General features: G+C 40.9%; 37 protein-coding genes and 1 tRNA gene. 11 read left to right on the forward strand and 27 right to left on the reverse strand.

Annotated features, from left to right (window positions below; translation table 11 throughout):
- Positions 1-48 precede the first annotated feature (48 nt).
- The 23 genes from B9T34_RS14195 to B9T34_RS14310 form a co-directional block, all read right to left on the reverse strand.
- On the reverse strand, positions 49-1,251 hold the full coding sequence (locus tag B9T34_RS14195; RefSeq protein ID WP_086213783.1) for a phage minor head protein: 1,203 nt from the start codon (positions 1,249-1,251) through the stop codon (positions 49-51).
- A complete protein-coding gene (locus B9T34_RS14200) occupies positions 1,248-2,711 on the reverse strand; it encodes a phage portal protein family protein (RefSeq protein WP_086213784.1) in 1,464 nt (487 codons plus the stop codon). Before B9T34_RS14200 ends, B9T34_RS14195 begins: the two co-directional genes overlap by 4 nt.
- 11 nt (positions 2,712-2,722) lie before the next feature.
- Positions 2,723-4,129, reverse strand: a complete 1,407-nt coding sequence (terL, locus tag B9T34_RS14205) for a phage terminase large subunit (protein WP_086213785.1) — start codon at positions 4,127-4,129, stop codon at positions 2,723-2,725.
- Positions 4,119-4,583, reverse strand: a complete 465-nt coding sequence (locus B9T34_RS14210; RefSeq protein ID WP_086213786.1) for a DUF2280 domain-containing protein — start codon at positions 4,581-4,583, stop codon at positions 4,119-4,121. The genes terL and B9T34_RS14210 overlap by 11 nt, the downstream gene beginning before the upstream one ends.
- A 58-nt stretch (positions 4,584-4,641) precedes the next feature.
- A complete protein-coding gene (locus B9T34_RS14215; protein ID WP_086213787.1) occupies positions 4,642-5,283 on the reverse strand; it encodes a putative metallopeptidase in 642 nt (213 codons plus the stop codon).
- Positions 5,243-5,719: a hypothetical protein gene (locus tag B9T34_RS14220; RefSeq protein ID WP_086213788.1), complete on the reverse strand. Its 477-nt coding sequence runs from the start codon at positions 5,717-5,719 to the stop codon at positions 5,243-5,245. Before B9T34_RS14220 ends, B9T34_RS14215 begins: the two co-directional genes overlap by 41 nt.
- A gap of 90 nt (positions 5,720-5,809) precedes the next feature.
- Complete coding sequence (locus B9T34_RS14225) at positions 5,810-6,226, reverse strand: hypothetical protein (protein ID WP_086213789.1); 417 nt, start codon at positions 6,224-6,226, stop codon at positions 5,810-5,812.
- Positions 6,227-7,334: 1,108 nt separating this feature from the next.
- On the reverse strand, positions 7,335-7,532 hold the full coding sequence (locus B9T34_RS19060; RefSeq protein WP_086213792.1) for an acyl-CoA thioesterase: 198 nt from the start codon (positions 7,530-7,532) through the stop codon (positions 7,335-7,337).
- 389 nt (positions 7,533-7,921) lie between these two features.
- On the reverse strand, positions 7,922-8,410 hold the full coding sequence (locus B9T34_RS14245) for a hypothetical protein (RefSeq protein ID WP_086213846.1): 489 nt from the start codon (positions 8,408-8,410) through the stop codon (positions 7,922-7,924).
- A 1-nt stretch (position 8,411) separates the two neighbouring features.
- Positions 8,412-8,687: a DUF968 domain-containing protein gene (locus tag B9T34_RS14250; protein WP_086213793.1), complete on the reverse strand. Its 276-nt coding sequence runs from the start codon at positions 8,685-8,687 to the stop codon at positions 8,412-8,414.
- Positions 8,662-8,853 (reverse strand): hypothetical protein, encoded by a 192-nt coding sequence (locus B9T34_RS14255; protein ID WP_086213794.1) that lies wholly within the window; start codon positions 8,851-8,853, stop codon positions 8,662-8,664. The genes B9T34_RS14250 and B9T34_RS14255 overlap by 26 nt, the downstream gene beginning before the upstream one ends.
- A gap of 68 nt (positions 8,854-8,921) precedes the next feature.
- Complete coding sequence (locus B9T34_RS18900; RefSeq protein ID WP_171265219.1) at positions 8,922-9,071, reverse strand: hypothetical protein; 150 nt, start codon at positions 9,069-9,071, stop codon at positions 8,922-8,924.
- A gap of 534 nt (positions 9,072-9,605) precedes the next feature.
- A tRNA-Met gene (locus B9T34_RS14260) sits at positions 9,606-9,682 on the reverse strand.
- 151 nt (positions 9,683-9,833) lie between these two features.
- Entirely contained in the window at positions 9,834-10,067 is a 234-nt protein-coding gene (locus B9T34_RS14265) for a hypothetical protein (protein ID WP_228147458.1), read from the reverse strand.
- A 185-nt stretch (positions 10,068-10,252) separates the two neighbouring features.
- Entirely contained in the window at positions 10,253-10,693 is a 441-nt protein-coding gene (locus B9T34_RS14270) for a hypothetical protein (RefSeq protein ID WP_086213795.1), read from the reverse strand.
- A 4-nt stretch (positions 10,694-10,697) separates the two neighbouring features.
- Positions 10,698-11,102 carry a DUF559 domain-containing protein gene (locus B9T34_RS14275; RefSeq protein ID WP_228147459.1) on the reverse strand — a complete coding sequence of 135 codons (405 nt, stop codon included), beginning with the start codon at positions 11,100-11,102 and terminating at the stop codon, positions 10,698-10,700.
- Positions 11,099-11,359, reverse strand: a complete 261-nt coding sequence (locus B9T34_RS14280) for a hypothetical protein (protein ID WP_086213797.1) — start codon at positions 11,357-11,359, stop codon at positions 11,099-11,101. The genes B9T34_RS14275 and B9T34_RS14280 overlap by 4 nt, the downstream gene beginning before the upstream one ends.
- Positions 11,356-12,282, reverse strand: coding sequence for a helix-turn-helix domain-containing protein (locus B9T34_RS14285; RefSeq protein WP_086213798.1), 927 nt, complete (start codon positions 12,280-12,282; stop codon positions 11,356-11,358). The genes B9T34_RS14280 and B9T34_RS14285 overlap by 4 nt, the downstream gene beginning before the upstream one ends.
- The gene (locus B9T34_RS14290; protein WP_086213799.1) at positions 12,279-12,773 is read right to left on the reverse strand and encodes a class I SAM-dependent methyltransferase; all 495 of its coding nucleotides are present in this window, start codon (positions 12,771-12,773) and stop codon (positions 12,279-12,281) included. The genes B9T34_RS14285 and B9T34_RS14290 overlap by 4 nt, the downstream gene beginning before the upstream one ends.
- Positions 12,770-13,069 (reverse strand): hypothetical protein, encoded by a 300-nt coding sequence (locus B9T34_RS14295; protein ID WP_086213800.1) that lies wholly within the window; start codon positions 13,067-13,069, stop codon positions 12,770-12,772. Before B9T34_RS14295 ends, B9T34_RS14290 begins: the two co-directional genes overlap by 4 nt.
- Entirely contained in the window at positions 13,066-13,497 is a 432-nt protein-coding gene (locus B9T34_RS14300) for a hypothetical protein (protein WP_228147460.1), read from the reverse strand. The genes B9T34_RS14295 and B9T34_RS14300 overlap by 4 nt, the downstream gene beginning before the upstream one ends.
- Before the next feature lie 56 nt (positions 13,498-13,553).
- Positions 13,554-14,000: a phage regulatory CII family protein gene (locus tag B9T34_RS14305; RefSeq protein ID WP_086213801.1), complete on the reverse strand. Its 447-nt coding sequence runs from the start codon at positions 13,998-14,000 to the stop codon at positions 13,554-13,556.
- Positions 14,001-14,021: 21 nt separating this feature from the next.
- Entirely contained in the window at positions 14,022-14,270 is a 249-nt protein-coding gene (locus B9T34_RS14310; protein ID WP_086213802.1) for a transcriptional regulator, read from the reverse strand.
- A 1-nt stretch (position 14,271) separates the two neighbouring features.
- Between B9T34_RS14310 and B9T34_RS14315 the strand changes: the two genes are divergently transcribed.
- The 3 genes from B9T34_RS14315 to B9T34_RS14325 are packed head-to-tail and all read left to right on the forward strand — an operon-like array spanning position 14,272 to position 17,150.
- The gene (locus B9T34_RS14315; protein WP_086213803.1) at positions 14,272-15,051 is read left to right on the forward strand and encodes a LexA family protein; all 780 of its coding nucleotides are present in this window, start codon (positions 14,272-14,274) and stop codon (positions 15,049-15,051) included.
- Positions 15,052-15,061: 10 nt separating this feature from the next.
- Positions 15,062-16,177 carry a chromosome partitioning protein ParB gene (locus B9T34_RS14320; protein WP_086213848.1) on the forward strand — a complete coding sequence of 372 codons (1,116 nt, stop codon included), beginning with the start codon at positions 15,062-15,064 and terminating at the stop codon, positions 16,175-16,177.
- Entirely contained in the window at positions 16,164-17,150 is a 987-nt protein-coding gene (locus B9T34_RS14325; RefSeq protein ID WP_171265220.1) for a hypothetical protein, read from the forward strand. Before B9T34_RS14320 ends, B9T34_RS14325 begins: the two co-directional genes overlap by 14 nt.
- Here the strand turns inward: B9T34_RS14325 and B9T34_RS14330 are convergent.
- Positions 17,147-18,085, reverse strand: a complete 939-nt coding sequence (locus B9T34_RS14330) for a DNA cytosine methyltransferase (RefSeq protein WP_086213805.1) — start codon at positions 18,083-18,085, stop codon at positions 17,147-17,149. The genes B9T34_RS14325 and B9T34_RS14330 overlap by 4 nt on opposite strands.
- A 346-nt stretch (positions 18,086-18,431) precedes the next feature.
- Between B9T34_RS14330 and B9T34_RS14335 the strand changes: the two genes are divergently transcribed.
- The 7 genes from B9T34_RS14335 to B9T34_RS14365 are packed head-to-tail and all read left to right on the forward strand — an operon-like array spanning position 18,432 to position 21,836.
- A complete protein-coding gene (locus B9T34_RS14335; protein WP_086213806.1) occupies positions 18,432-18,860 on the forward strand; it encodes a hypothetical protein in 429 nt (142 codons plus the stop codon).
- Positions 18,860-19,447, forward strand: a complete 588-nt coding sequence (locus B9T34_RS14340; RefSeq protein WP_086213807.1) for a hypothetical protein — start codon at positions 18,860-18,862, stop codon at positions 19,445-19,447. The genes B9T34_RS14335 and B9T34_RS14340 overlap by 1 nt, the downstream gene beginning before the upstream one ends.
- 19 nt (positions 19,448-19,466) lie before the next feature.
- The gene (locus tag B9T34_RS14345) at positions 19,467-20,168 is read left to right on the forward strand and encodes an ERF family protein (protein WP_086213808.1); all 702 of its coding nucleotides are present in this window, start codon (positions 19,467-19,469) and stop codon (positions 20,166-20,168) included.
- A gap of 15 nt (positions 20,169-20,183) precedes the next feature.
- On the forward strand, positions 20,184-21,110 hold the full coding sequence (locus B9T34_RS14350; protein WP_086213809.1) for a hypothetical protein: 927 nt from the start codon (positions 20,184-20,186) through the stop codon (positions 21,108-21,110).
- Entirely contained in the window at positions 21,107-21,364 is a 258-nt protein-coding gene (locus tag B9T34_RS14355; protein WP_086213810.1) for a hypothetical protein, read from the forward strand. The genes B9T34_RS14350 and B9T34_RS14355 overlap by 4 nt, the downstream gene beginning before the upstream one ends.
- Positions 21,364-21,573 (forward strand): hypothetical protein, encoded by a 210-nt coding sequence (locus B9T34_RS14360; RefSeq protein WP_086213811.1) that lies wholly within the window; start codon positions 21,364-21,366, stop codon positions 21,571-21,573. The genes B9T34_RS14355 and B9T34_RS14360 overlap by 1 nt, the downstream gene beginning before the upstream one ends.
- The gene (locus B9T34_RS14365; protein ID WP_086213812.1) at positions 21,570-21,836 is read left to right on the forward strand and encodes a hypothetical protein; all 267 of its coding nucleotides are present in this window, start codon (positions 21,570-21,572) and stop codon (positions 21,834-21,836) included. Before B9T34_RS14360 ends, B9T34_RS14365 begins: the two co-directional genes overlap by 4 nt.
- 93 nt (positions 21,837-21,929) lie before the next feature.
- Here the strand turns inward: B9T34_RS14365 and ybaK are convergent, their stop codons facing one another.
- From ybaK to B9T34_RS14385, 3 genes are all read right to left on the reverse strand, one after another.
- Positions 21,930-22,397, reverse strand: a complete 468-nt coding sequence (ybaK, locus tag B9T34_RS14370) for a Cys-tRNA(Pro) deacylase (RefSeq protein WP_086213813.1) — start codon at positions 22,395-22,397, stop codon at positions 21,930-21,932.
- 323 nt (positions 22,398-22,720) lie between these two features.
- Positions 22,721-23,428: a Hint domain-containing protein gene (locus B9T34_RS19065; RefSeq protein ID WP_228147461.1), complete on the reverse strand. Its 708-nt coding sequence runs from the start codon at positions 23,426-23,428 to the stop codon at positions 22,721-22,723.
- 140 nt (positions 23,429-23,568) lie between these two features.
- Entirely contained in the window at positions 23,569-24,762 is a 1,194-nt protein-coding gene (locus B9T34_RS14385; protein ID WP_086213814.1) for an alkane 1-monooxygenase, read from the reverse strand.
- A 192-nt stretch (positions 24,763-24,954) separates the two neighbouring features.
- On the opposite strand from B9T34_RS14385, the gene B9T34_RS14390 reads away from it, so the two are divergent.
- Complete coding sequence (locus B9T34_RS14390) at positions 24,955-25,893, forward strand: AraC family transcriptional regulator (RefSeq protein WP_086213815.1); 939 nt, start codon at positions 24,955-24,957, stop codon at positions 25,891-25,893.
- The last annotated feature ends 10 nt before the right edge of the window (positions 25,894-25,903 follow it).

Here is a 25,903-nt window from a genome sequence, read left to right on the forward strand (position 1 = left end):
CACCTATAAAAAAACCGCCCTTTCGGACGGTCTCTAGTTAATTTCATATTAATTCAGTAATGGTATAAGCGTGTAAACCATCTGCCCTTCAACCATCTCGATTGAAACAACCTGAAAACTCAACCCCATCTGCAGTATCACACCCTCACCAGCATTCAGCTTCTCAAGATCAATGCCAAAACCTTTAGCGCTCTCAATCTGAATCATCACATTTGATTGACCTGCCAATAACATCGGCGCATCCAGCGCTACCACCTTGCCCACTTCAAGCGAAGCCGCAAAGGCTAACGTGGCTGAGCCTGCTACAACATCTGCAGTATTTGAAGATACGGCGTGAATCTTTGCCATATCGTCTTTTACCCAGCGTTTAAGCACATCCTCGGCCAAACTTATTGATGGCTGCTTTAAATACATGCTTAATGCCACATCTTTACCCTGAACATAATCCAAAAAAGTCTTAATCGCGCTCGGCCTAATTGATGGATCAAGCGGGATAACCGTATTAGCCACTGTTTCAAATAAATCTCGGCTGGAATCGTTCATCGGCGCGAATAAACTGGCCAGCTTTTTCGATGCAGTCCACTCCGCCTGAATAACACGCTTTTGGCTCAGCAGATATTCTTTATCTAAGATCGAATCGGCAATCTTTTGATCCACCACTGATTCCATCTCGCCAAAAGTCAAAGGACTGGTAGACCAGCCCATATCCGCAGCGACTTGCGGCAAGTCCTCATCAGCGGTAATGCCTAGTTTCAGCGCTTCTTTCTCAGTCAAGGCAATCACGGTACAGCGACACATGAATCCCCATGGCGGATAATATAAAAGCCAAAATGGATCATCGATGTGCCGGATAATTCTGTTTAATGCTAAATGACTTGGCCGCACCCGTGTATCGTCGATCGCGGAATACATCAAATACGGACGTTTGGCCTTATTCCTTTGCTGTTGCTGCCAGCGCCCATGGCCATAAGCAGTCTGAATATTGGTACGGAAGACATTTTTTAGATAAGCATCACTCAGAATGATTTCATTCTCAGCAACCAGCTTTTTAAAATCATTGAAAGTTGATCCATCCGCAATGGCTTTGTTCACGGCGCCAATGACAGTTTGAATCTGCTCAATGCTGGATAAAAACCCGACCGTTGTCGCCAACTGCCGGGTCTTTAAATCTAACAAGTAGAACTCATCAGGGAGTACTACTTTACGAGAATGAGCAAAGCGTAGCGCTTCTAAGAATGTGACTGGTGTCATTTACCCTCACTTGCTGTGAGATACCCCAGCACATCTGCAGCGTACAGCGCCATATCCAAATTCGCTGTGAATTGGGTTTCGCTTGCTCCTGGCATAAGCTTCATAAGATTTAAAGCTAATGCAGCAGGCGTATCACTAGATTGAATCAATTCATTCACCTGCTGCTGATTAAGCAGCTCAATTCCTTTTTGCCCATCTGTCAGCTCTTCAACCTCTTGCTGATCTGCTGAAAGTTTTTTCGTGCCAGCTGCAAATGAAAACACCTTACGTGGAATTGCTGAGAATTGAGCATTAGAAAACATACTTTGCTCAGCTGGTTTTAAATCACCTTCCTGCAGTCCATATTCACGAATGAAGTATGCGTCTGAGAAGTTTGCACCGGCATTTTTCAATCGTGTATCGCGTTCAGCCTGCTCAGTATTTAGCACCTTGGCTTCTTCACCTAATACTATTGTATGTTCGGCCCAATTATTTAACTCGCATAGTGCATCAACCACTGCTTGCAATGTTGGAGTAATTAAACGCATATCTGATTTGAGTTTGTCCTCACGGACATTCTCATGAACTTGGCCAAGTGCATAACTGCCTTTTCCATCCGTACCACTAGTTAGAGTCTGCCCCAGAATAATCTTCTGAATTTGCTGTGCGATCGTGCGGTTAAAAGTCTCAAAAGCAGAGCCAGCTGTTCCATTCGAGCCTGAAGTAGACAAAAGCGATACATCATCCTCTGCATCAATAGATAAAACACTCTGCGCATGAGCGTTCAATAGTGCCTCGTTCATATCTGCAGTTTCAGTGTCTTTGCATTTACCCAAAAGAATGGGAGTTCCGAAGCGCTCTAAGAATTTTGCCCAGAACTTAAAACCATTCTGCTTAAAGAAAAACATCCAATACAGTGTGGCCAATAGTGCTTTGCCATAAGGCTGTTCATAGGTGGCTTTACGGCGAGTCATGAAAAACTTAAAAATTTGATCAACGACATGCTCTTGGCTAGATCCTTCCTTACGCAAAATGAGCCGTCCATCATTCTTAGGCTCAAACCATTGCATCGGCTTTTCACCAATCCACTGCAGTCCGATGTATCCCTCAGGCTTAAGTTCATACACCGCTTCTTGTACTGAATAGCCAAAGAAAAGTGCGTTAAGTGCTCCTGAGGCAATTTCAAAATACCATTCATCCAGAATAAGCTTTAGAAATTCAGCTTCAGGCGTATCACTCGGTTCAATTCGATACGGCGTACCTAAAAGCGCATCAATACGCGTCTCAACTGCCTGTGCAATTTCATCATCATCCAGCAATACCCGCAGCCGATGACGGGTTATCCCCGCTTTACGCAGCACCTCATCATTGTCCGGCTGCCGGCCAAAATGTGCGAAGAAGTTTGAAACAGCCTCTTGAGTAAATAAGCCACCTTTCGACAAAGCCTTCTTTGACGCTTTGTCTTTTTTAGACTTTGCCATAAATGTTCCTATTAATATGTTCGATTACCTGCACCAGCAGGTTTTTTACCTACCCGTGCCTCATTCAGCTCATTAAATCCATCACTGCAGCCATCCACTTGGTCATCATGTTTGCCATTTGGAAAGTTGCGCAGCTCATCTACAAGAGCTTTGTTCCAATCGCCGCGTAGCATCTTCACATTCCCGATATTGACCTGAGCTGCAAAAGGCTGTGCGCGGGTAATTTTGTCGCCTGATACCGTCTCGGCTTTGACATTAAAACCTGAGAGCTTGGTAATGAAGTTCTTAGCCTGAGATTTACCAGCCTGACCCGGATCTTGCGGCAACCGAATCATTACTGATTTGCCATCCATCTGAGCCGTCTGCTTAATCGTATTCTCAACACCATCAGGCCCCCATCGGCCACGCACCATATCCACGATGTAAATGATGTTTTCTTTGGTCTTCAGCATTCGTGGACCAGCAGTCCAGTCACCTTCATTTTCAGAAGCAGCCAAATCCCATGCGCGAACCTCTTTCATAAATTCAGCAGGCAGCGCATCCACAATTTCGATTCTGTCGGGCTTAAAAAAACCGCCTGCTGGCGGTGATGGTAATTGGCGGTATTGACCAGAGAAAACGTACGGCGCTGCATCCTCCATAACCTTTAAACGCTCGATTGAATGCTTAGCGGGCCATAATGCTGTACCGTCATCTTGAATCGCTGGCAGGCATAAGTGCTCCCACTCTTCACCATTTCCACCTGATAGCAACCACCCTGCTAAATCTTCTTCATGCAGCCGCTGCATAATCACAATGATCGGCGTATCTGGTGAGTTGGTCCGAGACTCCAGTGTATTTTGAAACCATTCGATTACATTGCCACGAATCGTATCTGAGCCTGCTTCACTGGCCTTGTGCGGGTCATCGATAATAATGGCCCCGCCAAATTCCTTGCGAATCTTACCAGCGCCAAAACCTGTGATCGTACCGCCTGTACCTTGGGCATAACAGACACCGCCTGCTTGCGTACGCCAATCATCTTTAGCCTTACTGTCATCGCGCAGCTGAAATTCGGGAAATACGCGCTTATATGCAGTTTCTTGTACCAAGTTACGCGTCTGAAATGCGTTATTGGCTGCTAATGTGGCTGAGTAGCTGATATGAATAAACTCACAATCAGGCACTTTGCCAAAGCACCAAGCCATGAAATTAATCACTGCCAGCTCAGTTTTAGAGTAGCGCGGCGGAATGTTGATGATTAGGCGCTTTGTCTCACCACGGAATACTTTCATTAAGGCATCGCAAACCACTCGATGATGCCAATTATGCATCCACTTATACTTGCGGCGCTCTTTGAACATATAGCGCGAAAAGAAGTACAGGTCTTGCTGAGCTTCAATTTGAATCGCAAGCTCACGTGCTGGGTCAGTAATCATTTAAAACCTGCTCCCTTGCCTCAAGGTAGCTTTCAGTCGGCACATTCTGGTTTATGGTTTCGATCGGCTTGCCGTCTTTACCTGTGATTTCTTGCTTAGTCACACGACCATCTGTTTCTTGAAATGCCTGCTTCAGTAAATTCTGCTTTGCCCGCTTATTTCGCCCAGAATCCTCATACATCTTCTGAAGTTCCATAAGGCGAAAGGCTTTATTGGCAATCGCAATATCTTCAATGTTTTTTCGAAAATCGTCGCGGGTACTTTTGAATAAATCTTTTAGTTTCTTACTGAGATTGCGACCAGCAAACTTTGTCGGGTCATAGTTTTCACATTGCCTGCGATCAATATCAATGCCATATCTTTGCATGACAGCATCTGCTACCTGCTGGGGTGTTTCAAAGCATGCAAGAGACTGAACTATAAACATTTTTACAGGCTCTTTTAGTGCTGCCATAAACTCACCTTTGTCATGCTACGTCATGCAAGATAGGCAAAAAAAAGAGCCAGTAAGCTCAATTAATCACACAAGTACCACAACACGCAGCAATGTTTGTTTCTGATACAAATGGTGCCTGCTTTGATAGCTCAACAAGACGCTTAACATTTTCATCTGCGCCCCATCGTTTCACTTCACCAAAGAACACTTCAACGTCATGCCCAGCCAAGTAATGCTTCGGCAAACCTGTATGGTCGCTGTAAATGATTTCACCATCTTCATCTCGTTCTACACCAATGTGATAAAGCTCATGTTCAATCAGCCGGCAGAATTCACGGTCAGTCGTATTTTCGCAGTAAGCAGCATCAATGGTAATGAGATAAACAGGTACACAGCCAAACCATTCACGCATCTGCTGTTCTTGACGCGCCTTTTTCCATCCGCCTTGGTTGAACATCACTTTTTCACACTGACCAAGCACCATGCGCTTTTTAGCCATAGCAGCGGATGAGGCCCATGCAAACGCCAAAAAGGTTTCATCATCGTGAATTAGTTCAGCAATATGGTCATGATCAGGGTTATGAAGCTCACCACCAATGGTCAGCCAGTTTTTAATCACCCATTCTTTCAAATCCACGGCGGGCGCAAGCAGAATTGCTTCTTGCTCTTCCGCCCTATCAATTAAGTCTGTCGGCGGGAATGGTCTGATCTGTTCCATTGAATATCTGCCTTTTTAAATCTTTTAACCATTGAGACGCAAAATTAGCCTCAACCTGCAGTGGACCAAATTCATCAATCCTGTAACGTTCCGCGGACTCTAAGCGCACAACGGTAAAGCCCATCTCAGCAGCATCATCGTAACGATCCAAGCTCCAAGCCTTATTTGCTAATTTTCCGCCACGACCGCCCGACCAAGGTCCACCTGAAATCTCAACTAAAATTCGATGCTCAATAAGATGAAAATCAAAACGCCAATGCTTGGTAGTTTTAAACTGAAACTTCTTTTCATATTTAATTTCTAGAACAATGAGTGCTTGTTCAAAATCTTCCTCAGCTTCTAGGTATCTTTCTTTTGCTTTGGGTAAAGGTTTAGAACGAGATTTAGTTTTAAGTGGGCGTTTCTTGGTTTGCCAGAAATAGTCGTCTGCATTCATAAATTACGCCCATTAAAAAACCGCGAATTAACGCGGTTTAAATTTCCAAAATCTTGTATTAAACTAAATTTAATTCAAGTTTTTATCATTTCATCCCTTAAAATGCTTATCAAATTCAGAAACATAATCAGATTCAAATTTTATCTTTGCAGGAATTTTACCATTTTTGCTATTTTTTCGAATCATTTCGAGAAGTGAAGGATAATTCCTTTTATTTTCATCAATGGTGATTTGTTCTATAAATCCCGCTAACCACAAAAGAAATTCTTCCTCGTACTCCACTTTCGGTACTAAAGATAGATCAACTTTTCTCTGACCTATAAGAATTCGATTTTTACTCAGAATGTTAGAACATAATTCTTCATTCAATCTAAAACTCGTATTTCCAATATTGTCTCTAACCTCTGAAATAATGAAAGGTATTAGTTTTTCCTTGCTGGTTTTAGGTGGGATATGCTTTTTTATCGATTCGATTACTTTTTCTGCAATAGCAAGATACTGAGGCATTTCCATATTCCTTTGGCAGTAATTATCCATTATTTTTTTGAGTACAAAATCAAGTAATTTATAAGGAGTTACATAAGAACTGATTAGAACTCAAAAAACAGTTATGCTATTGAATTTACAGAACATTACAATAATTCAAATTTAATATACTGTTTAGAGACTAACACATTTATCAAATTCTAAAGGGCTAGATTTGTTACTACAAAGACATCAACAAAATACAAACATCAAATCATCAGGCGTCATCAACCAATAGCCCTCTTCATTCCGATCAACAATCTACACATCATAAAAGAAAACCTCCCGAAGGAGGTTAGGAAGCTATTCCAAGTTAGAACTTAGCCATTCTATGAATGCTTCACTGTTCATTATTCTAGGAGCATGCAAAGTATTGATTCTTCGCACCACTCCACCAAAACCAAACTTGAAACTGTATGGCTTGATAGCTTCAAATTCTGTTATGTTTGATTCGTGCAGTTCAGAGAAGAACATTTTCAACCTCATAAACTCACTTTTGTCTTCGAACGATGGGGTTAATATCACAAAATTAAAAATTTGCTCTAATACCTTCTTTTGTTCTACTGGCAACACTTTATCTCCCCCTAAACTGTTAATTATTTTTAAGTTTTTTTTAATTTACAATATTTTTCAATTAATTCAACAATTTTAGTTGGTTTTTTTTAAATAAAAAAAACCCGCTTACAGGTAGCGGGTTATAAACTTTTACACCTTGAGGTGATAAGGAAACTACAGCTAGTTTCGCGGCGTATTTTGTTAAAAGTTACAAAAGTTTACATTGGCAAAAAATTACATTATCAGAGCACTTTAAACAGTTCTTTTTTTGTATGTATTCAATCCAGATTGATCCAAACTCTGTTCAGCATCTTGTATTATCCTTTTAATTTCTTCACTTCGGGCTCGTTTACGTTCAGCATGAAACGTAGCTCCCAGAAATACTATTACAGCAATTAAGAGGAGTAATAGAATCGGTAATTTATTGCCCATGTTTTGTTGTTCCATATTTATAATTATTGGTAAATTATTTAGTGAAACACTATAAAACATCAATGACAAAAATGATTAATAAATCACCTACTTTTAAACATAACTAACTCTTCCATCTCATCTGACGTTCTCTTCTGATCAAGCCAAGTATCTCCTTGCGATCGATAATCTGCTCTTCAGTATAGGATAGATGCTTGCACAGCTCACTTATATCCAGTGAACTGTTTTCGATTAAAAAAATATCTTGCTCAGTGGTCCAAGTTGATACTGGAATCACTTTAGTTCTGCGTGGTCTTTTCATAATCAGTATTTTATCTTTTTAAAAAAAGAACCCCCATACTTGGGGGGGAGCTTTCGTGACAAAGTGAAAAATTTATTTTGTTATTATAACTGAGACTGATTATGTAAATTGTCAACCAATTGCCGTGGTTACAATAAGCTGACCAGAAACAGCCTTCAGTCCTTTAAATATGAATAAGTTAGAAAATTTTTTCAGTTAATTTAAGCTGCAATATGTTTATTTACGTAAATTTAGGGTGCCAACTGGATTCATTTTAAACCAGTTAAGGATTAAACAGCCGGCAATAAAAAAGCCCACCATTTGGCGAGCTTTTAATTAACTTTAGTACTTTACATATACTTCAGTCACTATACCAGAAATATGCCATATCTCATGCTCACCCATTATAACTACATTTCCCAAGCAAACATCAAATCATCCGGCGCAACCAACCAACAACCCTGCTGATTACAAAACGCATGTATGTCATTCAGGTATTCAGTGAACTGATCTACCGTTGCATCCGTTGTGCTGATCAACACATTCAGCCCATCCGCTACCTGCTGATACATTGGATGCTTCTGATCCTTGAGTACTTTGACTGCAGCAAACGTATTCCGGTACTGGCCAACATCATCTCGATCATAGATCCGCGCTAAAAACTGCTTCTTGAAAAACAAATGCTCTGAATCTTTATCAGTTCCCTGCCGTTTAGCCCATTGTGTTAGCCATTTCCAGTACAAACGGTTTTGCGCCTTACTTCTGTCCTCTACTTTCTGATCAATATGAACAACCAGTGGCCTCCCCTCATCAATGGCCTTTTGATGCCATGTGTTTAGGAAGCCTAGTGTCTTGGTGATATTGAGATGTGAATCAATGGTGAATGATGCAGGTTCGATTTTAGAAACACTCTTCATCACTTTTACTCAACATCAATTCAGTTTTCACCAGCCAGCCTTCAAACAGCTTTTCATTTTCTGCCCGGCTACCTAATTTGTATTGATCAAACTGGCTATGACATGAATAACAAAGCGGAACCGTATAAGCGTCATCAGCTTTAATACCTCGGCCTTTACCATGCTTTGCTGAGTTACTATGCGCTGCCTGACTATCTGGATTACCGCACCGAACACACGGCAGTTTTCTAACTTCAGCGAGTCGTTTTAAATTTCTCATTCAGCTGCCACTTTATGTTTTCGATCTGCTCTCTAATCTCATTCATTCGGCGCTGGCATTCTTGCTTGAATGATTCGCGGCTATTCAAGTGGTTCAGATGAGCCAAGTGGTAATGATCATCTTCTAATTTTTTCAGATTCTTCTGAGCTTCTACACGATCGACCATAAACACCTCAAAAAAGAAAACCTCCCGAAGGAGGTTTTTAAATACTGAATTCAATATTTCTAAAGTTACTATTCTTTAGCGGGTACTTCACAATCTTTGCTTTGCTTACCACATTTATCTAAATTTGCATTCTTAGACTTCTGTGGATTTTTCTTACAAGACTGATAGCAACAGCCGATTGCAATGCCAGCACCTATAAGTGCTACAGTTTTCAACATGGCGTATCTCCTTATCGCAAAAAAATAAGCATGTAATTATTGTCACTTTTAGCAGTTGAACTCCAACCCAACTTTTTATTAGTTTTGTTGCACTTCCTTAACTCACGAATAGCCAGCAACAAGAAAAGAAAAACCCCGCCAATATCTAGAATTGAGCGGGGTCTGGAGTGCCGTAATACGCCCGGCGAGCTGGAGAAACTATTTAATTATCTTTACCGCATTTACGACATTCTTGTGTGTATCCATGCTCATGGCTGTAATCAAACTCATAAGCATGAAAGCAGAATAATCTACGAAGGAATTGGAGCATGTGAATCTCCTGAATTTGAGTGCCAGCTGGATTCATTTTTAAACCAGTTAAGGGTTAAACAGCTGGCATTAAAAAAGCCCAACTAGAAGTCAGGCCATCATCTGTGTCTTGTGCGACGATACAGATATTGTTATTTAAAACAACAACCCATTTTACGTTACTTTTACACAAAAAAATACCCGCCTTTAGGAAGGCAGGTATATAAACTTTGAATCTTTTATCGTTGGTAGCGGGAGCTGGATTTGAACCAACGACCTTCGGGTTATGAGCCCGACGAGCTACCAGACTGCTCCATCCCGCATCAACGAGTTAGCTTTATACGCTTTAAATAGTTACATAGCAAACTTTATTTTAAATATAAAGACTTATGACATGGTTAAATCCAATATCTCTTAAAAACTAACCCATGCCTGCTTCTGTTGTGAATAGTGGATGTGAAGCCTTGTATAGGTTCAATCTATTTTTTCATCTTCTAAAAATGATTTAGGTTCTTCCGACCATGCTGATTTTCTTGAATCAAGGCCTGAATGGTTTAAAGCCCAATCTGAAACAGTGCCATAAACAAACGTGTTATCTGCGAAAACTAATTTTGTCTTCCTACCTACGCTACTTATAAAAACTTTATGCGTTGGTAATGACCCAAATGTACTAATTTGAGTGCAGAGATATTTATAGATTTCAGACATAAAATAAGGTACCTAAACGACATACTCACTATACCATTTTTATTCTTTTAAAAGCCCAAAAGCTTCGTGAAGGCAGACGTTAAAAAAGCCCACCATTTGGCGAGCTTCTAATTAACTTTAGTGCTTTACATACACTTCGGTCACTATAACAGAAATATGCCATAGGCTGGCATGCCAGTCAAATACTATTTGATTCTAAGTCTTTTATCATGGCCCGCTATGTAAAACCCACCACATGCAACCATGCTTTTTAGGCAATTTCGGCCTAACTTAAATTCTTCTTCCATTCTTCTATCTGACAAACCCCGCACATTCTTTTCAATGAAAAGATTTACTGCCACTTTCGCAGAATCACATATGCGTTTTGAAAACTTTAGATCGATAATCAGCTTATGCACTTCATCGGCTTCATAGTCGTTTATCTGACAGGCTAATTGATTTTTACGCGGTGCCACGCCTTTGTTATTTTCACAAATGAGCCAATAGATTTGGTTTATTCCCAGCGTGTCTGGCGCATTACCTGATTTCATTCTGCAAGTTTGAATGTATGCACCATATTGCTTAAACCATTCCTCAGCTGTGTATTTAGACCAATCCATTACTTCAATTTTCGCCGCTGCATTCATCCCATCACCCTATTAATTTCAAAATTTGCTGAATGGCCATTCCGCTTTTCACTTGCTCAGTGCTGAATCTATAAACCTGATAGCCCAGAGCTGCTGCCGCGTTATATTTCTCCATATCCCCTAAATACCCCTTAGGCCGTGTATGGCGGCCATTGCTCCATACGCCGCCTTCAACTTCCACGAGTATCTTTGTACCCACAATATGAAAATCTGCCTTCCAGCGGCGCTCTGAGTGGAATTTAAATTCCTGTTTGAACTGGATACCGTAAGCTTGCAGATGAGCCGCTAAGGTAACTTCACCTTCACTACGGGCCTTTTCGCCTTTCAGCGCTTTTAATCGGCGTTTCTTGCTGGTGCGCTTATTGGCCTTCAGCATGGCCTTGTATGCCTCAATGGATACACTGTTCAATGTGCTGCGCTCCCAGCTAGTTCTTCAAAGATGTTTTTCGCATGTTCAGAAAGTTTAAAACCTTGCGGTGATTGACCATCAGCCACTAGCAATCCCCATTCGGTCAGCCCTTTCAGGTATCGCTGCAGGCTTCGTACTGACATTCCCATGTTTGGTTCAATCTGCTGGTGGATCTGTTGGACAGAGATACGGCCTTTGTTTTCAGAGATGGTTTTGAAGATCATCAGATTCATGTACGTGCGCTTTGCTAAGTTCATGCGGCTTCCCCTGCGATCGTTCCTGTGAAGCCCACCTGCTTGAGGTATTTCTCCCATTTTTTGGCTTGTGCTGGATCTTCGAGTTTGACGGCAATATTGGCGGCCAGTTTTTCGTAGCTGTCGCCAGGTTCACTGAACTTGCTGGCGAATTCACTGTGATGAGCCAATTTCTGTGCGAAGGCAGCAATCTGTTTTTCAGTGAGGTGCTGCGGTTTTGAATCTCCATCTTTGGCTTGCTGGCCAGCTGCAGGTTTTGAATACTTGGTTCGGTATGCGTGAATCAGCCAATCGGCAAAATGGAAATTCATGAGTGCATCGCAAAGATTCTTGTCTGCGTTGTAAATTTCAAATGCGCGTTTTTCTCGATCTCCCCAACTTGCCGTCATGAGATATTCAAAATCCAAATCGGGATCTGCCAGATAAATTTCTTCACGAAGTTTTTTAAAGCAAAGCCAGTCTTTTTTATTTTTAGATTCTATTGGGAGATTCCTTGGGAGATTCTGTGTCCCAATTTCGGTACTGGTCTCGGTCCCAATATTGGTACTGGTTCCTGTACCGTTTTCGGTACTAGTACCAATATTGGAACCTGTACCTAAATTGGAACCAGTTCCGTTTTTACCACTAGTTCCTTTTTTGGTACTGGTTGGCTCATCTTCGCGACCCATCACGCCTATTAATTGATAGACTTTCACACCATTTCCGACAATGCTGCCAGTAAATTTTATGAGAGATTTCCGCTCTAGATCATCCAGCACTTTGATGATCGTTTTACGGTTCATTTTCGTATCTTTCACCATACGCATAATGCTGGGATAGCATTTATGATCTTCGCCTGCTCTGTCTGCAAGCGAAAGTAAAATAAGGCGCTGAGTTGAGCTGTCTACATCAGCCTTCCAAGCCCAAATCGTTGCATCTAAGCTCATTGACCTACTCCTTTCATAAAGCAAATCCAATGCGTATTTGCACGCTTGCCACTGATATGACCAAACAAAGGTTTATTAGGTGTCAGCTTCAATATTTCTGAGACTTTGATTTGTGTTTCATTCCACTTGAATATCAACACCCCAAACTCTTCAAGCACACGAAAACACTCTGTGAAACCTTGCTGCAAGTCTTCTTGCCAGCTTTCATTTAACTTGCCGTACTTTGCTGCCAACCAACTGCTTGACCCTGCCTTTGTTAGGTGTGGAGGATCAAATACAACTAACTTGAAGCTGTTGTCATGAAATGGCAAAGCCCTAAAGTCCATCTGCTTGTCTGGTTTTATGTTCAATTCACGGCCATCACAAAGCTGCTGTTCTAAAACACGAATATCACCAAAAATGACATTGGCATGAGTACGATCAAACCAAAACATTCTGCTTCCGCAACACGGATCAAGAATCAGCGCATTTTTCTTTAGTTCTGTATTCATAATTTCTTTACCGCTGGCTTCACAAAGTTTCCGCCTATAAATTCAATAACACCCGCGCGGCCCATGCTCTTTTCAATTTCAAGAACTGTGTACATGGGTATGCGGTATCTGCGCTGCAGCTGTTCGCGGTATATATCGCGCTGTATTGCTGCATTCGCTTCGCTGTAGTTTCGCTTTCGTAAGTTGCGTTTAGCTGCTTCCATTAACTCATTCAGCAGATGCAGCGCGGGCTCATGCCACGACTGAATGCTGTGAAGCTGCTTTTGATCTAATATCTTTTGAAATGCATGGCTCATGTGACCCAGCCTTGTGCGCCTAAGGCACGGTGTAAATGTCTTGCTTCGTCATGAGTATTTGGTGATAAATCCACAGGAACAAATAGCGCTGCTGGCGCCGGCAGCCGTTGTTTAGCTTTAAGCTCTGCAGTTGTGGCAGTGCGAATGAGGTGGGTTAATGCAAAGTTTCTATTACCGTCTAATAGCACGCCATCACCCTGCACTTTATGCACAGTCATTAAGCGGTCTGTTTTAGCTTTATCAATAAACACGACCACATCACCCGCCAAGAAATCTTCTGCAGTTTTCACATAGGCATCATCTGGCGCTAAACCCAATTCAAATTCGCGCTTTTCAATATCGCGTGTTAAGTCATGTTGCGATTTGTTGTTCATAACGCCCTGCTGGTTGTGACCTAGAATGCTCTGTGCTACTTTTATTTTGTTCATAAATTGCTCCACTTTTTATGGATTTTTAAAGCCTGCCCTGAACCGTCAGGCTTTTTTTATTGCCCTACGCATTTATTAATTTGCGCCTCGAGCTCTGCCAAGACTTCATGCATGGCATGGATGACTTTGGACATGTCTATGGCCTCGCCGCGGGTGATGCGGCCATCTGCCATCATTTCTTTGAACAGCGCGTATATATCCCCGCCGCCCATGCCTACGCTTAAAACCAAATCCGTCAGCGCGGTATCTCTGCATTCAGGGATATTCGGCAGGTTGATGGCCACTTTGCCGTGCTCGGCGCATAAGGCCTGCAGTATTCGGTAATCCCCTGTAATGGCCATAATGGATGAGGCTTCCATCAGCGTGAGGTGATGTGTCTCTGTGTTTTGGTTCACTTTGCTATTGAGCACTGCAACGCTGCGCATGCCCATTCGGACAGCGAGTGCGGCTGCCCCGCCTTTAAATTGGCGGACGGTGTGATGGGCGGCATCCAATATGTTCATGGCAGTTCCTTTTGAACGTGTTTATTGGATGGCGGTTTTATTACTATTTTGGGTAGAACGTATAAACGCCCAATTAATATCTGGCCGCAACTGTTCTGCTTTAACTTTTGATTTAGTTAATTCCTCAATTGGCAAACAGCGATCTTCAGGAATTTTATTGAAATTCCACTTACTTAAAGCCCAAGGTGTAATGCCTAAGCCACGGGCTAAAGCTGATTTATTGCCAGCAATTTTTATAGCTTTTTCTAAAGCATCTTTTGGAGATGACATAATGCACTCAATAAAACTACTTAAAGTAGAAGATAATATACTACCTAAAATAGAATTGGTGCAACTAAAAATACGAGGTAAACTTCTACCATTGGTAGAAAATGGAAAGAAATCCAAAGTGCAGACAGCAAAATATCTTGAATTTGCTTCAAGACTAAAAAGCCTTATGGATAAGGATGGATCACCTATTACAACTGTTAATCAGTTGAAAGATGCTATTGAAGTCACGTATGAGATGGCTCGTAGATATACGCTTGGTATTGCAAAGCCACGCGAAGAAAAAATGCAAATCCTTGCTGACAAATTCAATGTTGATATTAGCTATTTAGATCATGGTACTGGCATTGAGCCAAATGTTTCGGCACCGTTCCCTGTTGCTGGCAGACTAGTTCCAGTAATTTCATGGGTTCAAGCTGGGTCATGGACTACTGTCGAGGCTGTCCCTGCCGGCACACAATTTGAAGAGTGGCTACCGCCAAATCCTAAATGCGGTAAACATGGCTATGGCCTAGAAGTTTCAGGTGAATCCATGCTCCCTGACTTCCGCCCTGGTGACAAAATTTATGTAAATCCTGACTTTCAAGTGAGTGATTTAAAAACTGGGGATCTTGTCATTGTTTCTTGTGAAGGCGATAAAGCTGCAACGTTTAAAAAGCTAATCGTAGAAACAGACAATATGTATTTGCAACCTTTAAACCCTGAATGGTCGGAAAAAGCGATTGCTTTGGAGGATGGCTGTAAGTTGGTTGGTAAAGTTGTTGGGTTATATCGAGATGTTTAAAGGAAAAACCATGACTAAAAATAATTTGAAAAACATTGTGAAAGACCAAGCTGAATTAGTTGAATTAAAAGACTTATTTCTTGACCCAGAAAACCCTCGGCTACCGTCCAATGTTGGCCGGTCTCAGCAAGAAATGCTCAATTATTTGGCGAAATACACATCAATCGAAGATTTAATGAATGCTATTGCGGAGAATGATTATTTCGCCGGCGAGCCATTAATTGCGTTTAAAAAGGATGGAAAACATTTTGTTGTTGAGGGGAATAGACGGTTAACTGCTTTAAAGCTAATTACGGATCCACATATTATATCTTCACCAGGTAATCGTATCTTAGAAATATCCCAGAATGCGAGACACAAGCCGAATATTATTCCTGTAATTACTGTTTCATCCAGAGAAGCGGCCATCCCATATTTAGGTTACCGTCATATTACTGGTGTTAAACAATGGGAACCTTTGGCAAAGGCAAGATACATCAGAAGTGTACTAAGTACTGTAAACCAAGAACTACCTATAAATGATCGACTTAAGGAAGTAGCCAATATTGTTGGTAATCGCCGTGATCATATTAGAAGAAACTTAGAAGCTTTGACTGTTTATGAAGTTATTGAAAGAAATGATTTCTTTGGTATCGAATCCTTAAATGAAACCAATATAAAATTTGCTGTCTTATCTACAGCGTTATCCGATGAAAGATTTGGAGAATTTATTGGTCTTGAAAGTGGGAGTGAATCAGCTATAACTGAACCTGATTCACTAGATAGGAGTCGAGTTAAAGAATTAACCGAATGGATTTATAAAAAAGATAAAGATGGGAAATCACGTTTAGGTGAATCACGTAATTTAAAATATTTAGGAGCAGTAATTTCTAACAATAAGGCAATTGAGGCCTTTCGTCGAGGTACAACATTAGCTTCCGCCTATAGAATGACGCAATTTGCAGGTGAAGACTTTTTAACATACCTATATGAAGCAGAGAATTTAATCATGGAAGCAACTTCCTTGGTGGCAACTGTTGATTATACAGATGATGGATTTGAAGCTATAAGACGAATAAACAAGAATGTTAAATTGATAGCTAATACACTTAAAAGTAAAAAAATGGATGAGGATGATGAGTTTTAATATTGGTCCGATTGCAAAAACAAGCTCTCATTTACTTTCTGACCTCATTGAAATTCTAGTAACTTTGGATTATTTCAAAAAAGGTAATGCATCAAAAAATGATATCGAAGATGTATTAAACCATAATCCCATAGATGCAGAAGAGATAACAGACGAGCTAAATAATGAAGAAGTTGAAGATGGCTCAACAAGGCAAAATAGATTCGAAACTAACATTGATGATGCTTGGTTTATGCTTAACCATAGAGCTAAAATCTATAATAATTTGTACCCGTTCAAAATTTCAGATGAAGCTATTGAACTGAAAGAAGATTTTGCATCCCAACACTATATTTACATCCTTATTTTATTTTGCTCTAGATTAAAATCATTTAAGGCTAAAGGGATTAGGCAACTATGGGCTAAATATTTTACTCAAATTTGTAAATTTGTTATGTCAGGCATCGCTCCTCAAAATTCAATTATACGAATTTTTGATGCAAACTCTGATGATAGAAGACTACATTATAGTACTAATCTTAAAACTGCAATTAAAATGCTTGCTGTAGAGATGTCTGTATTAATTCAAGATCAACATCTCGAAATGGAATCAACATCTGGTGATATGGGAATAGATATTGTAGCTATTTATCAATTTAAAGATGGGGTACGCACCGGTAATTTTGTTATGTTTGGACAATGTGGAGCCCAAGGAGAAAACTGGCCAGCAAAAAACTTTGAATGCCACCCTGATAAATTTAGAGCTATTTTCTCAACATATTCTCCAATTATTTCTATTATGTTTACTCCAGCTGATTATCGTACAGCAGATGGTGAATGGAACAAAATTTCCAATATTTCAGGCGGTACTGTAATTGATCGCAGGAGAATAATAAATTTATTAGAAAACTCTCAAAGCATAAAAAATTTACTAAAAGAGAGTTTATTCCCAGAGTTTATTAATGAAATTAAAAACATTAAAAACAGTCTTTAGACAATGATCTGTTTAAGTCTTTTAGCTATTACTTCAAATAGTGGTGGTGGTACAGCATTCCCCACCACCTTATATTTGTTTTCAAGATTCACTTCTTCTTCACGTGGAAAAATCAGATCTCCAAAACCTTGAAGTCTGGCCGCCTCTTTATACGTAAAACGGCGCGCTGGCTCTGAGGTTGAAAACTGCCATTGATCTACGCCAACTTTCACCATATCTGGACTAACAGGGTGAAGAAGCATATGCCTTGCACTGCTTACCATGGTCCGTGAAGTTTCGTCCCACCCTCTTTTACGGTTTCGCGACATATAGTACCAATGAAAATCATAGTTATAATATTCATTTTCACTTGGCCATAAAGGCATATTCTCGAGCGCTTCTCGAATAGAAGTTTTTGGCATCAACCCAATGCCATGAGTAGGTTCTGGAAATTGAAACTCAAGACCATAATCACTTCGAATGCCCACGATAAAGATTCTTTTGCGCTCTTGGGCCACTCCATAATCTGAAGCATTGAGTACTTTAAATTGAACATTGTAACCAGCTTCTGAAAAGACCTTAATTTGGTCTTGCAATAGATGCTGAAACGTTGCACTGGTCATTCCAGAAACATTTTCAACAATAAAGCCTTTTGGTTTTATGTAATTTAAAGCTCGAGCGAACTCTTTATAGAGATAATTTAATTTATTGTCGGCTTGACGCTTTCCACCTTGGCTAAATCCTTGACAAGGATAACAGCCAGCCAATATGTCTGCAGAAGGAAAATGTTCCAACTCAGTAATGCTTTGCAAAATGTAGTCTGTTTCAGGATGATTAGCCTCATAGACCTCTTTAGCATATGGCAAAATATCATTGGCCATAATGACGTCAAATCCGGCATTGATTAAACCTGCGTCAGAACCACCGCAGCCCGAAAAGAGTGAAACAGCTTTCATTTTTTTCCTTTAGAACACTACCCTTCATAGGCATGAAACCCTACGAATAGTACATTAAGATTTAATATATCACTAGCAACTTCTTTTGATATACCTTCTAATTTATTATGAATTGGTCACTAAAAAACCTATGTGCAAAAATATAAAAAGACAAGACTAACCCAACCCGCCTAAACGGTGGGTTTTCTTTTGCTTACTATAAAACAAAAAACAATTAAAAGTAGAAATAATTTCTACAATGTATTGACAATATTTCTACTTAAAGTAGTATTTATTTCACCAGACAACAAAAAAGCGCACTGACCTGAGAAACCCGTGCGCTTTTACAGAAAACTGCGAGATAAGTATGAACAAAACCTTTACCCCATTCAATAGCTTTGCTGTAAGTGTATTTACAGCCAGCATCGCAATTGGCGCATTAGCATACGCATATCAGCCAGACTTTGGCAGCATGCCATCATCCAATGATCAAATCATCCCAGCTTATAACGCTGTGGCCGCAATGCACTTCAACACTGCCAACTCAGGCACTGCAGTCGTCCGCTTAGACGGCTTTACCCTAGACGTCAGCTTTGACTTCGAACGCATCGATGACTCATACGGCGTACCCGGCAGTGAATTCACCAATGCCGAAATCACAAATCTATCTGTAGACAAAGTTATGGATACATCTGGTTATCCAATTCACGACTTTACAGACTTCAATGACCATCTCAGCATCAACCAAATGCTGGTGGCTCACATGCTCCAATACAAACTGCTGGAGGCTGCCTAATGAACAAGACTTTTGATAAACCATTCCGCGAAGACTTGGGCCTTGATGCTGCTGGCTTCCATCGTATACGCATGGGCAACACGGTTTACTGCGTGAAGAATAATGAAATCTACATCCTAAATACTGCCGGTGAACTCAACCGCGTTGATGAAGCCACGCTTTCGGCCAAGTCTTGGATCCGCCGCAATGTAAACGAAGTACTGGGTGCTCAGAAGATCACTGCCCGCTTCATCTGCCGCGTTAGCCACGGCTATAAGGTGGATGTGAATGGTACCGAATACATCATCAAAGTTTCTGCAGACTTTTCAAAAGGCTTCGACCGCAATGTATTTGAAAAGAATGCCCCTGTTTTCTCCTGGTTAAATTGCGTAGTGGTAGTTGAAAACGGCATGCATAAAGCCGCTCCAGCAGATCTGGTCAATTCATTGCCATTTCAAACTGCAGTTAAAAGCGTATTGAACCCGCAGCGCAAACTGGATCGTGTGACCCGTCACCACAGCTTCACGCGCTGGAATTCACGCCATGAGTGCGAGCAGTACAAGATTGCAAAACACAACACTGATGCCTTTGGCACATCTTTTAAATAATTGAGCTGGGAGAAATAACATGAACGCATTGCAGAAAATTCAGCTCGAATTAAAAGCGCCAAAGAGCAAATACAACTCTTTTGGTAAATACCACTACCGCAGCTGCGAAGACATTCTTGAAGCGGTTAAGCCTTTGCTGCAGGCAACCAACTCAACTTTGGTCATTACGGACGAATTGCAGCAAGTTGGCCCTGTCGTTGTGGTTACAGCAAAAGTCGTATTTACCGATGCAGATGGCAAAGAAACTACAGTTACAGCGCATGCTGGTGTGGAAATTGATAAGAAAGGCATGGACGTCGCGCAGACCTTTGGTACATCCAGCTCTTACGCGAGAAAGTATGCCTTGAATGGCATGTTCCTAATTGACGACACCAAAGACTACGATTCAGACGAATATCACAACCAAGTGAACCATCAGGCGAACCGCGGTCAATCAAATCAGGGCCAGCAGCGCCAATCTGCGCCGCACAATCCGCCAGCGCAGCAGCAGGCAAATAATCCTCAGCAGAAGCCTTTAGACCAGCGCTATCAGGATGCTTTGGTGTCCATCCGTAATGCAAAAAAGCCAGAAACGTTGGATAAGGCCATCAATACCTTTGGCAATACTAAATTTAATAATCAGATTCGGCAGGCCTGCCGCGCCCGTGCAGATCAAATGGGCTGGTCAGATGCACCGCCGCAACAAAATCAAAACCAGCAGCCAAACAGCATGCACAGTTAATTGGAGAATATATCAATGAACCCTATTCTTTCAGGTACCGAAGCTTTTAATGCAATGATGGCTGGCAAGCATGTAATGTGTCGGCCTGTTGGTGACATGCTGGATTTTGATGAGCTGGACCAGTTCCCTGCAACAATCTTTGCTAAGACTGGTTTTGAGTTTTGCCTAAAATTAGAAATGATGGAAGTATCTGGCATCCGTTTTACCAAGCCATTAAATGCTCTTGAATTAAATGATGGCCAAGATATTTTTATCGTGCAGCCGACCTGCATCGTACACACCAAATATGATGTGACTAATGCTGAAATTCAAAATAGCTTACTCAATGGATTTGTTCAGGCCGATGAAGAAAATGCCAAACTTCAGCTGCAGGCAATCGCAGATCTATTTGGCCGCGTGGTCGTGCATCCAATCGTTAAAACTGCAGAAATAAAGATCCGTAAAACACGTACTCGCAAGCTTAAAGCGGATACCGCAGCAAATGAGCAAAATTCAATATCACATGATGTGGAAGTAAAGACTCAGCCGTCAGAAGAAGCCGTCGCTGAACCGTCAATCAGTATTGAGCTGCAAGTGCCAGCAGAAGATCTTGAATATAAAAACCTACTCAATGATTTACTGAACCGCGCGGCCATGGCCAAAACACCGACAGAGGCCACTGCCCTGACCAGCTACACCAAGTCTTGGAGTGAAGCGCAACGCAAGCCCCTGCTAGATGCCATTCATAAGCGCTTAAATGAGCTAAATCCACCTGAAAACGCTCAAGTTAAAGAGCCACCGTCATTGATGGTGCAAATTCAGAATGCTAAAGATTTGACTGAACTGGATTGCTTGGAAATTGAAGTATCTACTAGACATGCGGATATTCAGCCAAAGCTCATGGGTTATGTGAAGCGCCGCCGCTTTGAATTAGAGAATCAAGGCAGTGAGGTGGCTCAATGATTTGTCCTAAACAGCTTATCCCTGCTTTCACGATGTTTGTGGCAAGCGATGGCTATCAGTGTGTAATCAATAAAATAATTGGTGAAACAATCTTCACCAAGGCAAATAAACCAGGACTAAAAATAGACCGGCTTGGGAACATGAATGAAGCAGCGCAAAAGCGTTATGAGCTGTTTCTCAGAATGTGGTTCAAAAAAGGCAAAGAATTCATTCTGCGCCTCCAAGCTCAAGCAGTGATGTTAAAGGTGGCGTGATGGATATAAATCAATTAGATTCTGCAGAAATCGAGCTTTTAGAAGAATTCCGCGAAGAACTGGCTCCGCGCCATGTATCAGGAATGTTTTACACGACAACATTGCCGACTGAATTAGTCACATTGTTATACGCGCTTATAAATGAAAAATTGGCTGCAGCAGATGGGTTGCCTGCGGCTGTGAAGCGTAGTTTGAAGGAGGTGTCATGAAAACAAGCTTAGATCACGAATTATTAAAAGCCATCTATAAAGAAATGCAAGAACTTAAAAAAGCAATTCAAGTTAAAGATGAGCGCCGAGTTGGCCGCTATGAGTTTGCAAAATTACTCAATATAGAGCCAGAGACTCTAGATGCTCGAATTAGGGATAGCCGATACATTAAGCCATATAAGGATGGCCGAAAAAGCTTCTGGCTACATTCGTATGTGCAATCAGTCATTCTTGATGTAGAATTAGAAAATAAAGTCGCCTAGGGCGACTTTATTTGTTTTAAGGATTTTGATTTGTGAGTAATAGTGTGAGTAACTTGATTAAATAAACTTAATTTTCAATGTTTAGAAACATGTTTATTCATCAATAATATCGGCAAATTGAGCACCCAAAACATCAGCTAAATCCTGTGGCTTTAATCCTATATCTAGCCCTCGTTTTCCGCCACTCACATACATCCGATCAAGCTGTTTTGAACTAATGCAAATAACTGTTTTTAAACGTTTCTTTTGCCCCACAGGGCTAATCCCACCAACCAAGTAACCTGTTAGACGTTCTGCATCTTTGGGGTCAGCCATTTTGAGTTTTTTACAGCCAAACGCTGATGCAACTTTTTTTAAACTTAATTGATGATTGACGGGCAACACTGCCACAAAATAGTTTTTTTCGTCTGTTACCATCAATGTCTTAAAGACTTCTGCAACCTGAAGGCCAAGTTTTTCTGCGGCTTCTAAACCAAAGCTTTTAGCATCTGGGTCATGTTCATATTCATGAATAGAAAATTCAATTTTTTGTGTTTTTAAAAGTTTGCAAGCTGGTGTCATCTTTGACTGATATTTAGCATGTGATTGTGAAATTATAAGCTTTTTAAAATGAATTGTTTAGCTTGCTTAGGCTATTTTATGTATCGAACTTTAATCATAATTCAAACCAGACCAATGCATTGATTTACCGACTATTTATTAGTGTATATACTCAAAATAATCTTTACTTGGTTTTATCCCAAGAGTTTTCCACAGATTTTGTGGACTTTTTCCCAAGATAAGCTATTGATAAATATAGAACAGAATTCAATTTGAATATTTTTAAACCAATTTGTGCAACATTCATCCTGAGCAATCTACAGAGGATGAACATTGATTTAAAATTAAACACCTTTAACCAATAATTCTTCCGAAAAAATATAAAAATTAGAACGTTCATTAACTTTCAAATTGTAAATTGTTCTTTTAAATGTAGTGCTTAAAACATGAACTTCTTGCCCATTGGCTTTTAATGGACTAAGGGAGTTATCAGCTAAAATTGTACATAGACCATGATCGTTATATTCAAGTAGATCAAAATAGTCATCATCTGGAATGTCAAAACCTTTTCGATCAGCATCGAATAGATTTCGAACATGATAGTTTCCAGCACACTTTGCCAATGTTGTTTCCCTTAATGGATTGACCATAAAAACTAAAGCTTCAATTTCTGAGTTCTTAGTTTGTATGATTTGTCCATTTTTTAACTCACATAAAGGTGTCCAGCCCAAATCCTTAACCAGAAACAACGCGTTTGAAGAAGCTGCTACACCATTAAGTTTTCCTTTATGGGAAAGTTGCAGTAATTTCCCCTTATGCAGTTTTGTTAGGTCTGTATTCGCCTTAACTTCAAAATAGTACAATTTCCAAATTTCTTTATCTTCAGTATACAGAATCTGATTTACAGGCTGATAATACGGCTCCCCTTGCCCAGAATCCGATTGTGATAAGACTAAATCACCCATTTTGATCTGCTCAATAGGAACTAAACCATGTTTAGTGACAATACGAGTTCCTGCAGGTAAGCCATATTCTAAATTCTGCAATATCATTAAATATACTTCGTTATTCTCTTATCATTTTGATTATTATATTTTTATTAAATAATTCAACCACTTTACGATGTATTTCATCATCATTTATAAAAAAGCCCAAACAGCTTGTTTGGGCTTTTGAATACCTTAAATCTCGATTAAGCACTTAGACCAAACTTTTTAAAGATGCTCGCACGGCGCTTCGGAGAAATATTGGCCTTGGTCAAATCACCTTCATAATGGTCATACACACGTTTATCCATCATCTTGAACCACAGCGATGGAATCAGTGCAGGCAGCAACATGGTTGCATAGCCGCTAGGCAGCTCTGGCGCTTCATCAAAATGGCGCAGCGCTTGGAATGGCCGTGTCGGATACGCATGATGATCTGAATGGCGCTGTAGCTGATACAGGAACAAATTCGTCACCACATTATTATTGTTCCAGCTATGCTCAGGCATGGTACGCGCGTAGCTGCCATCCGCCTTTTCTTCACGCTTCAAACCATAATGTTCAATATAATTAATAATTTCAAATAGACTAATGCCGTAGAGCGCTTGTGTTGCCAAATACGGCGCTACCTTTTTGCCAAATAGTGAGAACATTGCGCCATGGAATCCAGCACTCATTGCCCAGCCATGAAACAGCTCATTTTCCTTGCTCCAGAAAGACAGCCCTTTACGCTTTAAACGCTGCTTTTCAATATGAACCGCAGATTTCAAACCTCCAAATACAGTTCTTGGCCAAAACTCATAAAAGGTTTCGCCCATTTTTGAAGATGCTGGATCTTCAGGCGTTGCAGCGCGTTTATGGTGTCCATATGGATGTTCAATACGAAAATGATTATACGCCAGCGGCGCGAGCGTCGCATGCGACCAATAATGATCCTTTTTATTTGGGCGGTGGCACAGCTCATGTGCGGTATTTACGCCAATGCCGTTGATCGCGCCCATCGATACGCCCAGCAAAATTTGGTCTAAGAATGACACGTCTTTGCGCGTCACCACATAACCTGCAAAAACATTCGCGGCCATCTGCAAAGGAATAAATACTTTGACAATGCGGTCATAGTAAGGGTCTTGGACCAGCACTTTAATATCTTCATCTGTCGGGTTATTGTCATCAGAACCAACCAGCGCATCAATTGCAGGAATAATCACATGCAATAAAAGCGGCCCACCCATGGCAAAAACTTTTTTGGTCATTTTCGGACCAAAGTGATATCCCGCTAAAATTCCCATCCCAATCACAGGCAATCCTGGGCTTAATAACCAGCCGTAACGTTTTTTGTCAATGGACGCGCCATTGAACTGCTGCATTTGCTCTTGATTTAATTTTGCTGGAGCATTCATTTGCTAGACTTCCCTATTTCTCTCTTCTATGTTTATATTTCAAGAAATACAGGCGCAATAACAGTTGCAAGCGTCCAAAAAAACTATGCCAAAGTCTTTGGCTTGAATTGATAAAAGATGTCCTCTCAGCACCGCACCTGCTGTGTTTGGATACATATAAGCCTAAACGCCAACTATACAGAACGATAAAACATGGATGCTTTAAGTAAGATTTTCGATGATATTCATTTAAATAAATCTGAATATATTTATTTGAAAACTAAAAACAATTGGTCTTTCCAATATCATGAACACGGCGCCATGATTGCCTATGTCATGATGCAAGGCTCATGCTTGATGCACATCAACAGTGAAAAAGTTCCATTAGAGATGGGCGACCTGATTCTTATCCCTTCAGGCCAAAATCATTTCTGCACGGCTTCTGTCGATACGGTTTATCACACTGCATTGGACATTAGTCCTTTGTTTGATGAAAAGCGTCAGAAAACCATTGAACTGGAATCAGATCAATTGCCGCAGCATGAGCCATGCCTAATTCTTGCAATCCGCGGCCATATAGACAGCATTATGGCAAGACCATTATTTAATGCGCTGCCCAGCTATTTGCATATCCATCATATTATGAGCAGCACAGCGCCTGAATGGCTGCAGATCGGTTTGCAATTCTTAGCAGTGGAAGCCAATCAAATCCGCCCCGGCCGAGATAAGATTTTAGATCATTTGGTGAGTATTCTGTTTATAGAATGCGTGCGGGATTATATTGCCCAGTTAAATGATTCACACAACTGGCTGAATGCCCTGACCCATGTTGAATTATCCAGCGCGCTGGCCGCTATTCATGGACAGCCTGAATTATCGTGGACGGTCGAGAGTCTGGCAGAACAATGCTGCATGTCACGTTCTAAATTTGCCAATTTGTTTACCCAAATTATTGGAGAGACGCCGCTGGCTTATTTGCAGCAGCATCGCCTGCGTTTGGCATCACAGCATTTGCGTCATGGGCAGCTGTCTATTCAGCAGATTGCGCATCGTGTGGGCTATTCATCAGAAACTGCATTCAGCCAAAGCTTTAAGCGCAGTTATGAATTGACGCCAAGCCAATACCGCCAGCAGTTCCAGCAAAGCGCTTAACTCATCTGTA

It is taken from the genome of Acinetobacter sp. ANC 3813 (assembly GCF_002135435.1).
Lineage (GTDB): Bacteria > Pseudomonadota > Gammaproteobacteria > Pseudomonadales > Moraxellaceae > Acinetobacter.

What these genes read in the sequence shown, in the direction of transcription:
- B9T34_RS14255 (WP_086213794.1), bottom strand. Translation starts at nt 8,853, where the DNA reads ATGGTCGATCGTGTAGAAGCTCAGAAGAATCTGAAAAAATTAGAAGAT.
- B9T34_RS14250 (WP_086213793.1), bottom strand. Translation starts at nt 8,687, where the DNA reads ATGAGAAATTTAAAACGACTCGCTGAAGTTAGAAAACTGCCGTGTGTT.
- B9T34_RS14285 (WP_086213798.1), bottom strand. Translation starts at nt 12,282, where the DNA reads ATGAGCTTAGATGCAACGATTTGGGCTTGGAAGGCTGATGTAGACAGC.
- B9T34_RS14220 (WP_086213788.1), bottom strand. Translation starts at nt 5,719, where the DNA reads ATGAATGCAGACGACTATTTCTGGCAAACCAAGAAACGCCCACTTAAA.
- B9T34_RS14310 (WP_086213802.1), bottom strand. Translation starts at nt 14,270, where the DNA reads ATGTCATCTCCAAAAGATGCTTTAGAAAAAGCTATAAAAATTGCTGGC.
- B9T34_RS14350 (WP_086213809.1), top strand. Translation starts at nt 20,184, where the DNA reads ATGAACCCTATTCTTTCAGGTACCGAAGCTTTTAATGCAATGATGGCT.
- B9T34_RS14385 (WP_086213814.1), bottom strand. Translation starts at nt 24,762, where the DNA reads ATGAATGCTCCAGCAAAATTAAATCAAGAGCAAATGCAGCAGTTCAAT.
- B9T34_RS14335 (WP_086213806.1), top strand. Translation starts at nt 18,432, where the DNA reads ATGAACAAAACCTTTACCCCATTCAATAGCTTTGCTGTAAGTGTATTT.
- B9T34_RS14340 (WP_086213807.1), top strand. Translation starts at nt 18,860, where the DNA reads ATGAACAAGACTTTTGATAAACCATTCCGCGAAGACTTGGGCCTTGAT.
- B9T34_RS14290 (WP_086213799.1), bottom strand. Translation starts at nt 12,773, where the DNA reads ATGAATACAGAACTAAAGAAAAATGCGCTGATTCTTGATCCGTGTTGC.
- B9T34_RS14355 (WP_086213810.1), top strand. Translation starts at nt 21,107, where the DNA reads ATGATTTGTCCTAAACAGCTTATCCCTGCTTTCACGATGTTTGTGGCA.
- B9T34_RS14200 (WP_086213784.1), bottom strand. Translation starts at nt 2,711, where the DNA reads ATGGCAAAGTCTAAAAAAGACAAAGCGTCAAAGAAGGCTTTGTCGAAA.
- B9T34_RS18900 (WP_171265219.1), bottom strand. Translation starts at nt 9,071, where the DNA reads ATGTTGAAAACTGTAGCACTTATAGGTGCTGGCATTGCAATCGGCTGT.
- B9T34_RS14325 (WP_171265220.1), top strand. Translation starts at nt 16,164, where the DNA reads ATGATGAGTTTTAATATTGGTCCGATTGCAAAAACAAGCTCTCATTTA.
- B9T34_RS14390 (WP_086213815.1), top strand. Translation starts at nt 24,955, where the DNA reads ATGGATGCTTTAAGTAAGATTTTCGATGATATTCATTTAAATAAATCT.
- B9T34_RS14295 (WP_086213800.1), bottom strand. Translation starts at nt 13,069, where the DNA reads ATGAGCCATGCATTTCAAAAGATATTAGATCAAAAGCAGCTTCACAGC.
- B9T34_RS19065 (WP_228147461.1), bottom strand. Translation starts at nt 23,428, where the DNA reads ATGATATTGCAGAATTTAGAATATGGCTTACCTGCAGGAACTCGTATT.
- B9T34_RS14320 (WP_086213848.1), top strand. Translation starts at nt 15,062, where the DNA reads ATGACTAAAAATAATTTGAAAAACATTGTGAAAGACCAAGCTGAATTA.
- B9T34_RS14365 (WP_086213812.1), top strand. Translation starts at nt 21,570, where the DNA reads ATGAAAACAAGCTTAGATCACGAATTATTAAAAGCCATCTATAAAGAA.
- terL (WP_086213785.1), bottom strand. Translation starts at nt 4,129, where the DNA reads ATGATTACTGACCCAGCACGTGAGCTTGCGATTCAAATTGAAGCTCAG.
- B9T34_RS19060 (WP_086213792.1), bottom strand. Translation starts at nt 7,532, where the DNA reads ATGAAAAGACCACGCAGAACTAAAGTGATTCCAGTATCAACTTGGACC.
- B9T34_RS14315 (WP_086213803.1), top strand. Translation starts at nt 14,272, where the DNA reads ATGCACTCAATAAAACTACTTAAAGTAGAAGATAATATACTACCTAAA.
- B9T34_RS14270 (WP_086213795.1), bottom strand. Translation starts at nt 10,693, where the DNA reads ATGAATGCAGCGGCGAAAATTGAAGTAATGGATTGGTCTAAATACACA.
- B9T34_RS14360 (WP_086213811.1), top strand. Translation starts at nt 21,364, where the DNA reads ATGGATATAAATCAATTAGATTCTGCAGAAATCGAGCTTTTAGAAGAA.
- B9T34_RS14210 (WP_086213786.1), bottom strand. Translation starts at nt 4,583, where the DNA reads ATGGCAGCACTAAAAGAGCCTGTAAAAATGTTTATAGTTCAGTCTCTT.
- B9T34_RS14265 (WP_228147458.1), bottom strand. Translation starts at nt 10,067, where the DNA reads ATGTCTGAAATCTATAAATATCTCTGCACTCAAATTAGTACATTTGGG.
- B9T34_RS14305 (WP_086213801.1), bottom strand. Translation starts at nt 14,000, where the DNA reads ATGAACATATTGGATGCCGCCCATCACACCGTCCGCCAATTTAAAGGC.
- B9T34_RS14330 (WP_086213805.1), bottom strand. Translation starts at nt 18,085, where the DNA reads ATGAAAGCTGTTTCACTCTTTTCGGGCTGCGGTGGTTCTGACGCAGGT.
- B9T34_RS14195 (WP_086213783.1), bottom strand. Translation starts at nt 1,251, where the DNA reads ATGACACCAGTCACATTCTTAGAAGCGCTACGCTTTGCTCATTCTCGT.
- B9T34_RS14225 (WP_086213789.1), bottom strand. Translation starts at nt 6,226, where the DNA reads ATGCCTCAGTATCTTGCTATTGCAGAAAAAGTAATCGAATCGATAAAA.
- ybaK (WP_086213813.1), bottom strand. Translation starts at nt 22,397, where the DNA reads ATGACACCAGCTTGCAAACTTTTAAAAACACAAAAAATTGAATTTTCT.
- B9T34_RS14300 (WP_228147460.1), bottom strand. Translation starts at nt 13,497, where the DNA reads ATGAACAAAATAAAAGTAGCACAGAGCATTCTAGGTCACAACCAGCAG.
- B9T34_RS14345 (WP_086213808.1), top strand. Translation starts at nt 19,467, where the DNA reads ATGAACGCATTGCAGAAAATTCAGCTCGAATTAAAAGCGCCAAAGAGC.
- B9T34_RS14215 (WP_086213787.1), bottom strand. Translation starts at nt 5,283, where the DNA reads ATGGAACAGATCAGACCATTCCCGCCGACAGACTTAATTGATAGGGCG.
- B9T34_RS14280 (WP_086213797.1), bottom strand. Translation starts at nt 11,359, where the DNA reads ATGAACTTAGCAAAGCGCACGTACATGAATCTGATGATCTTCAAAACC.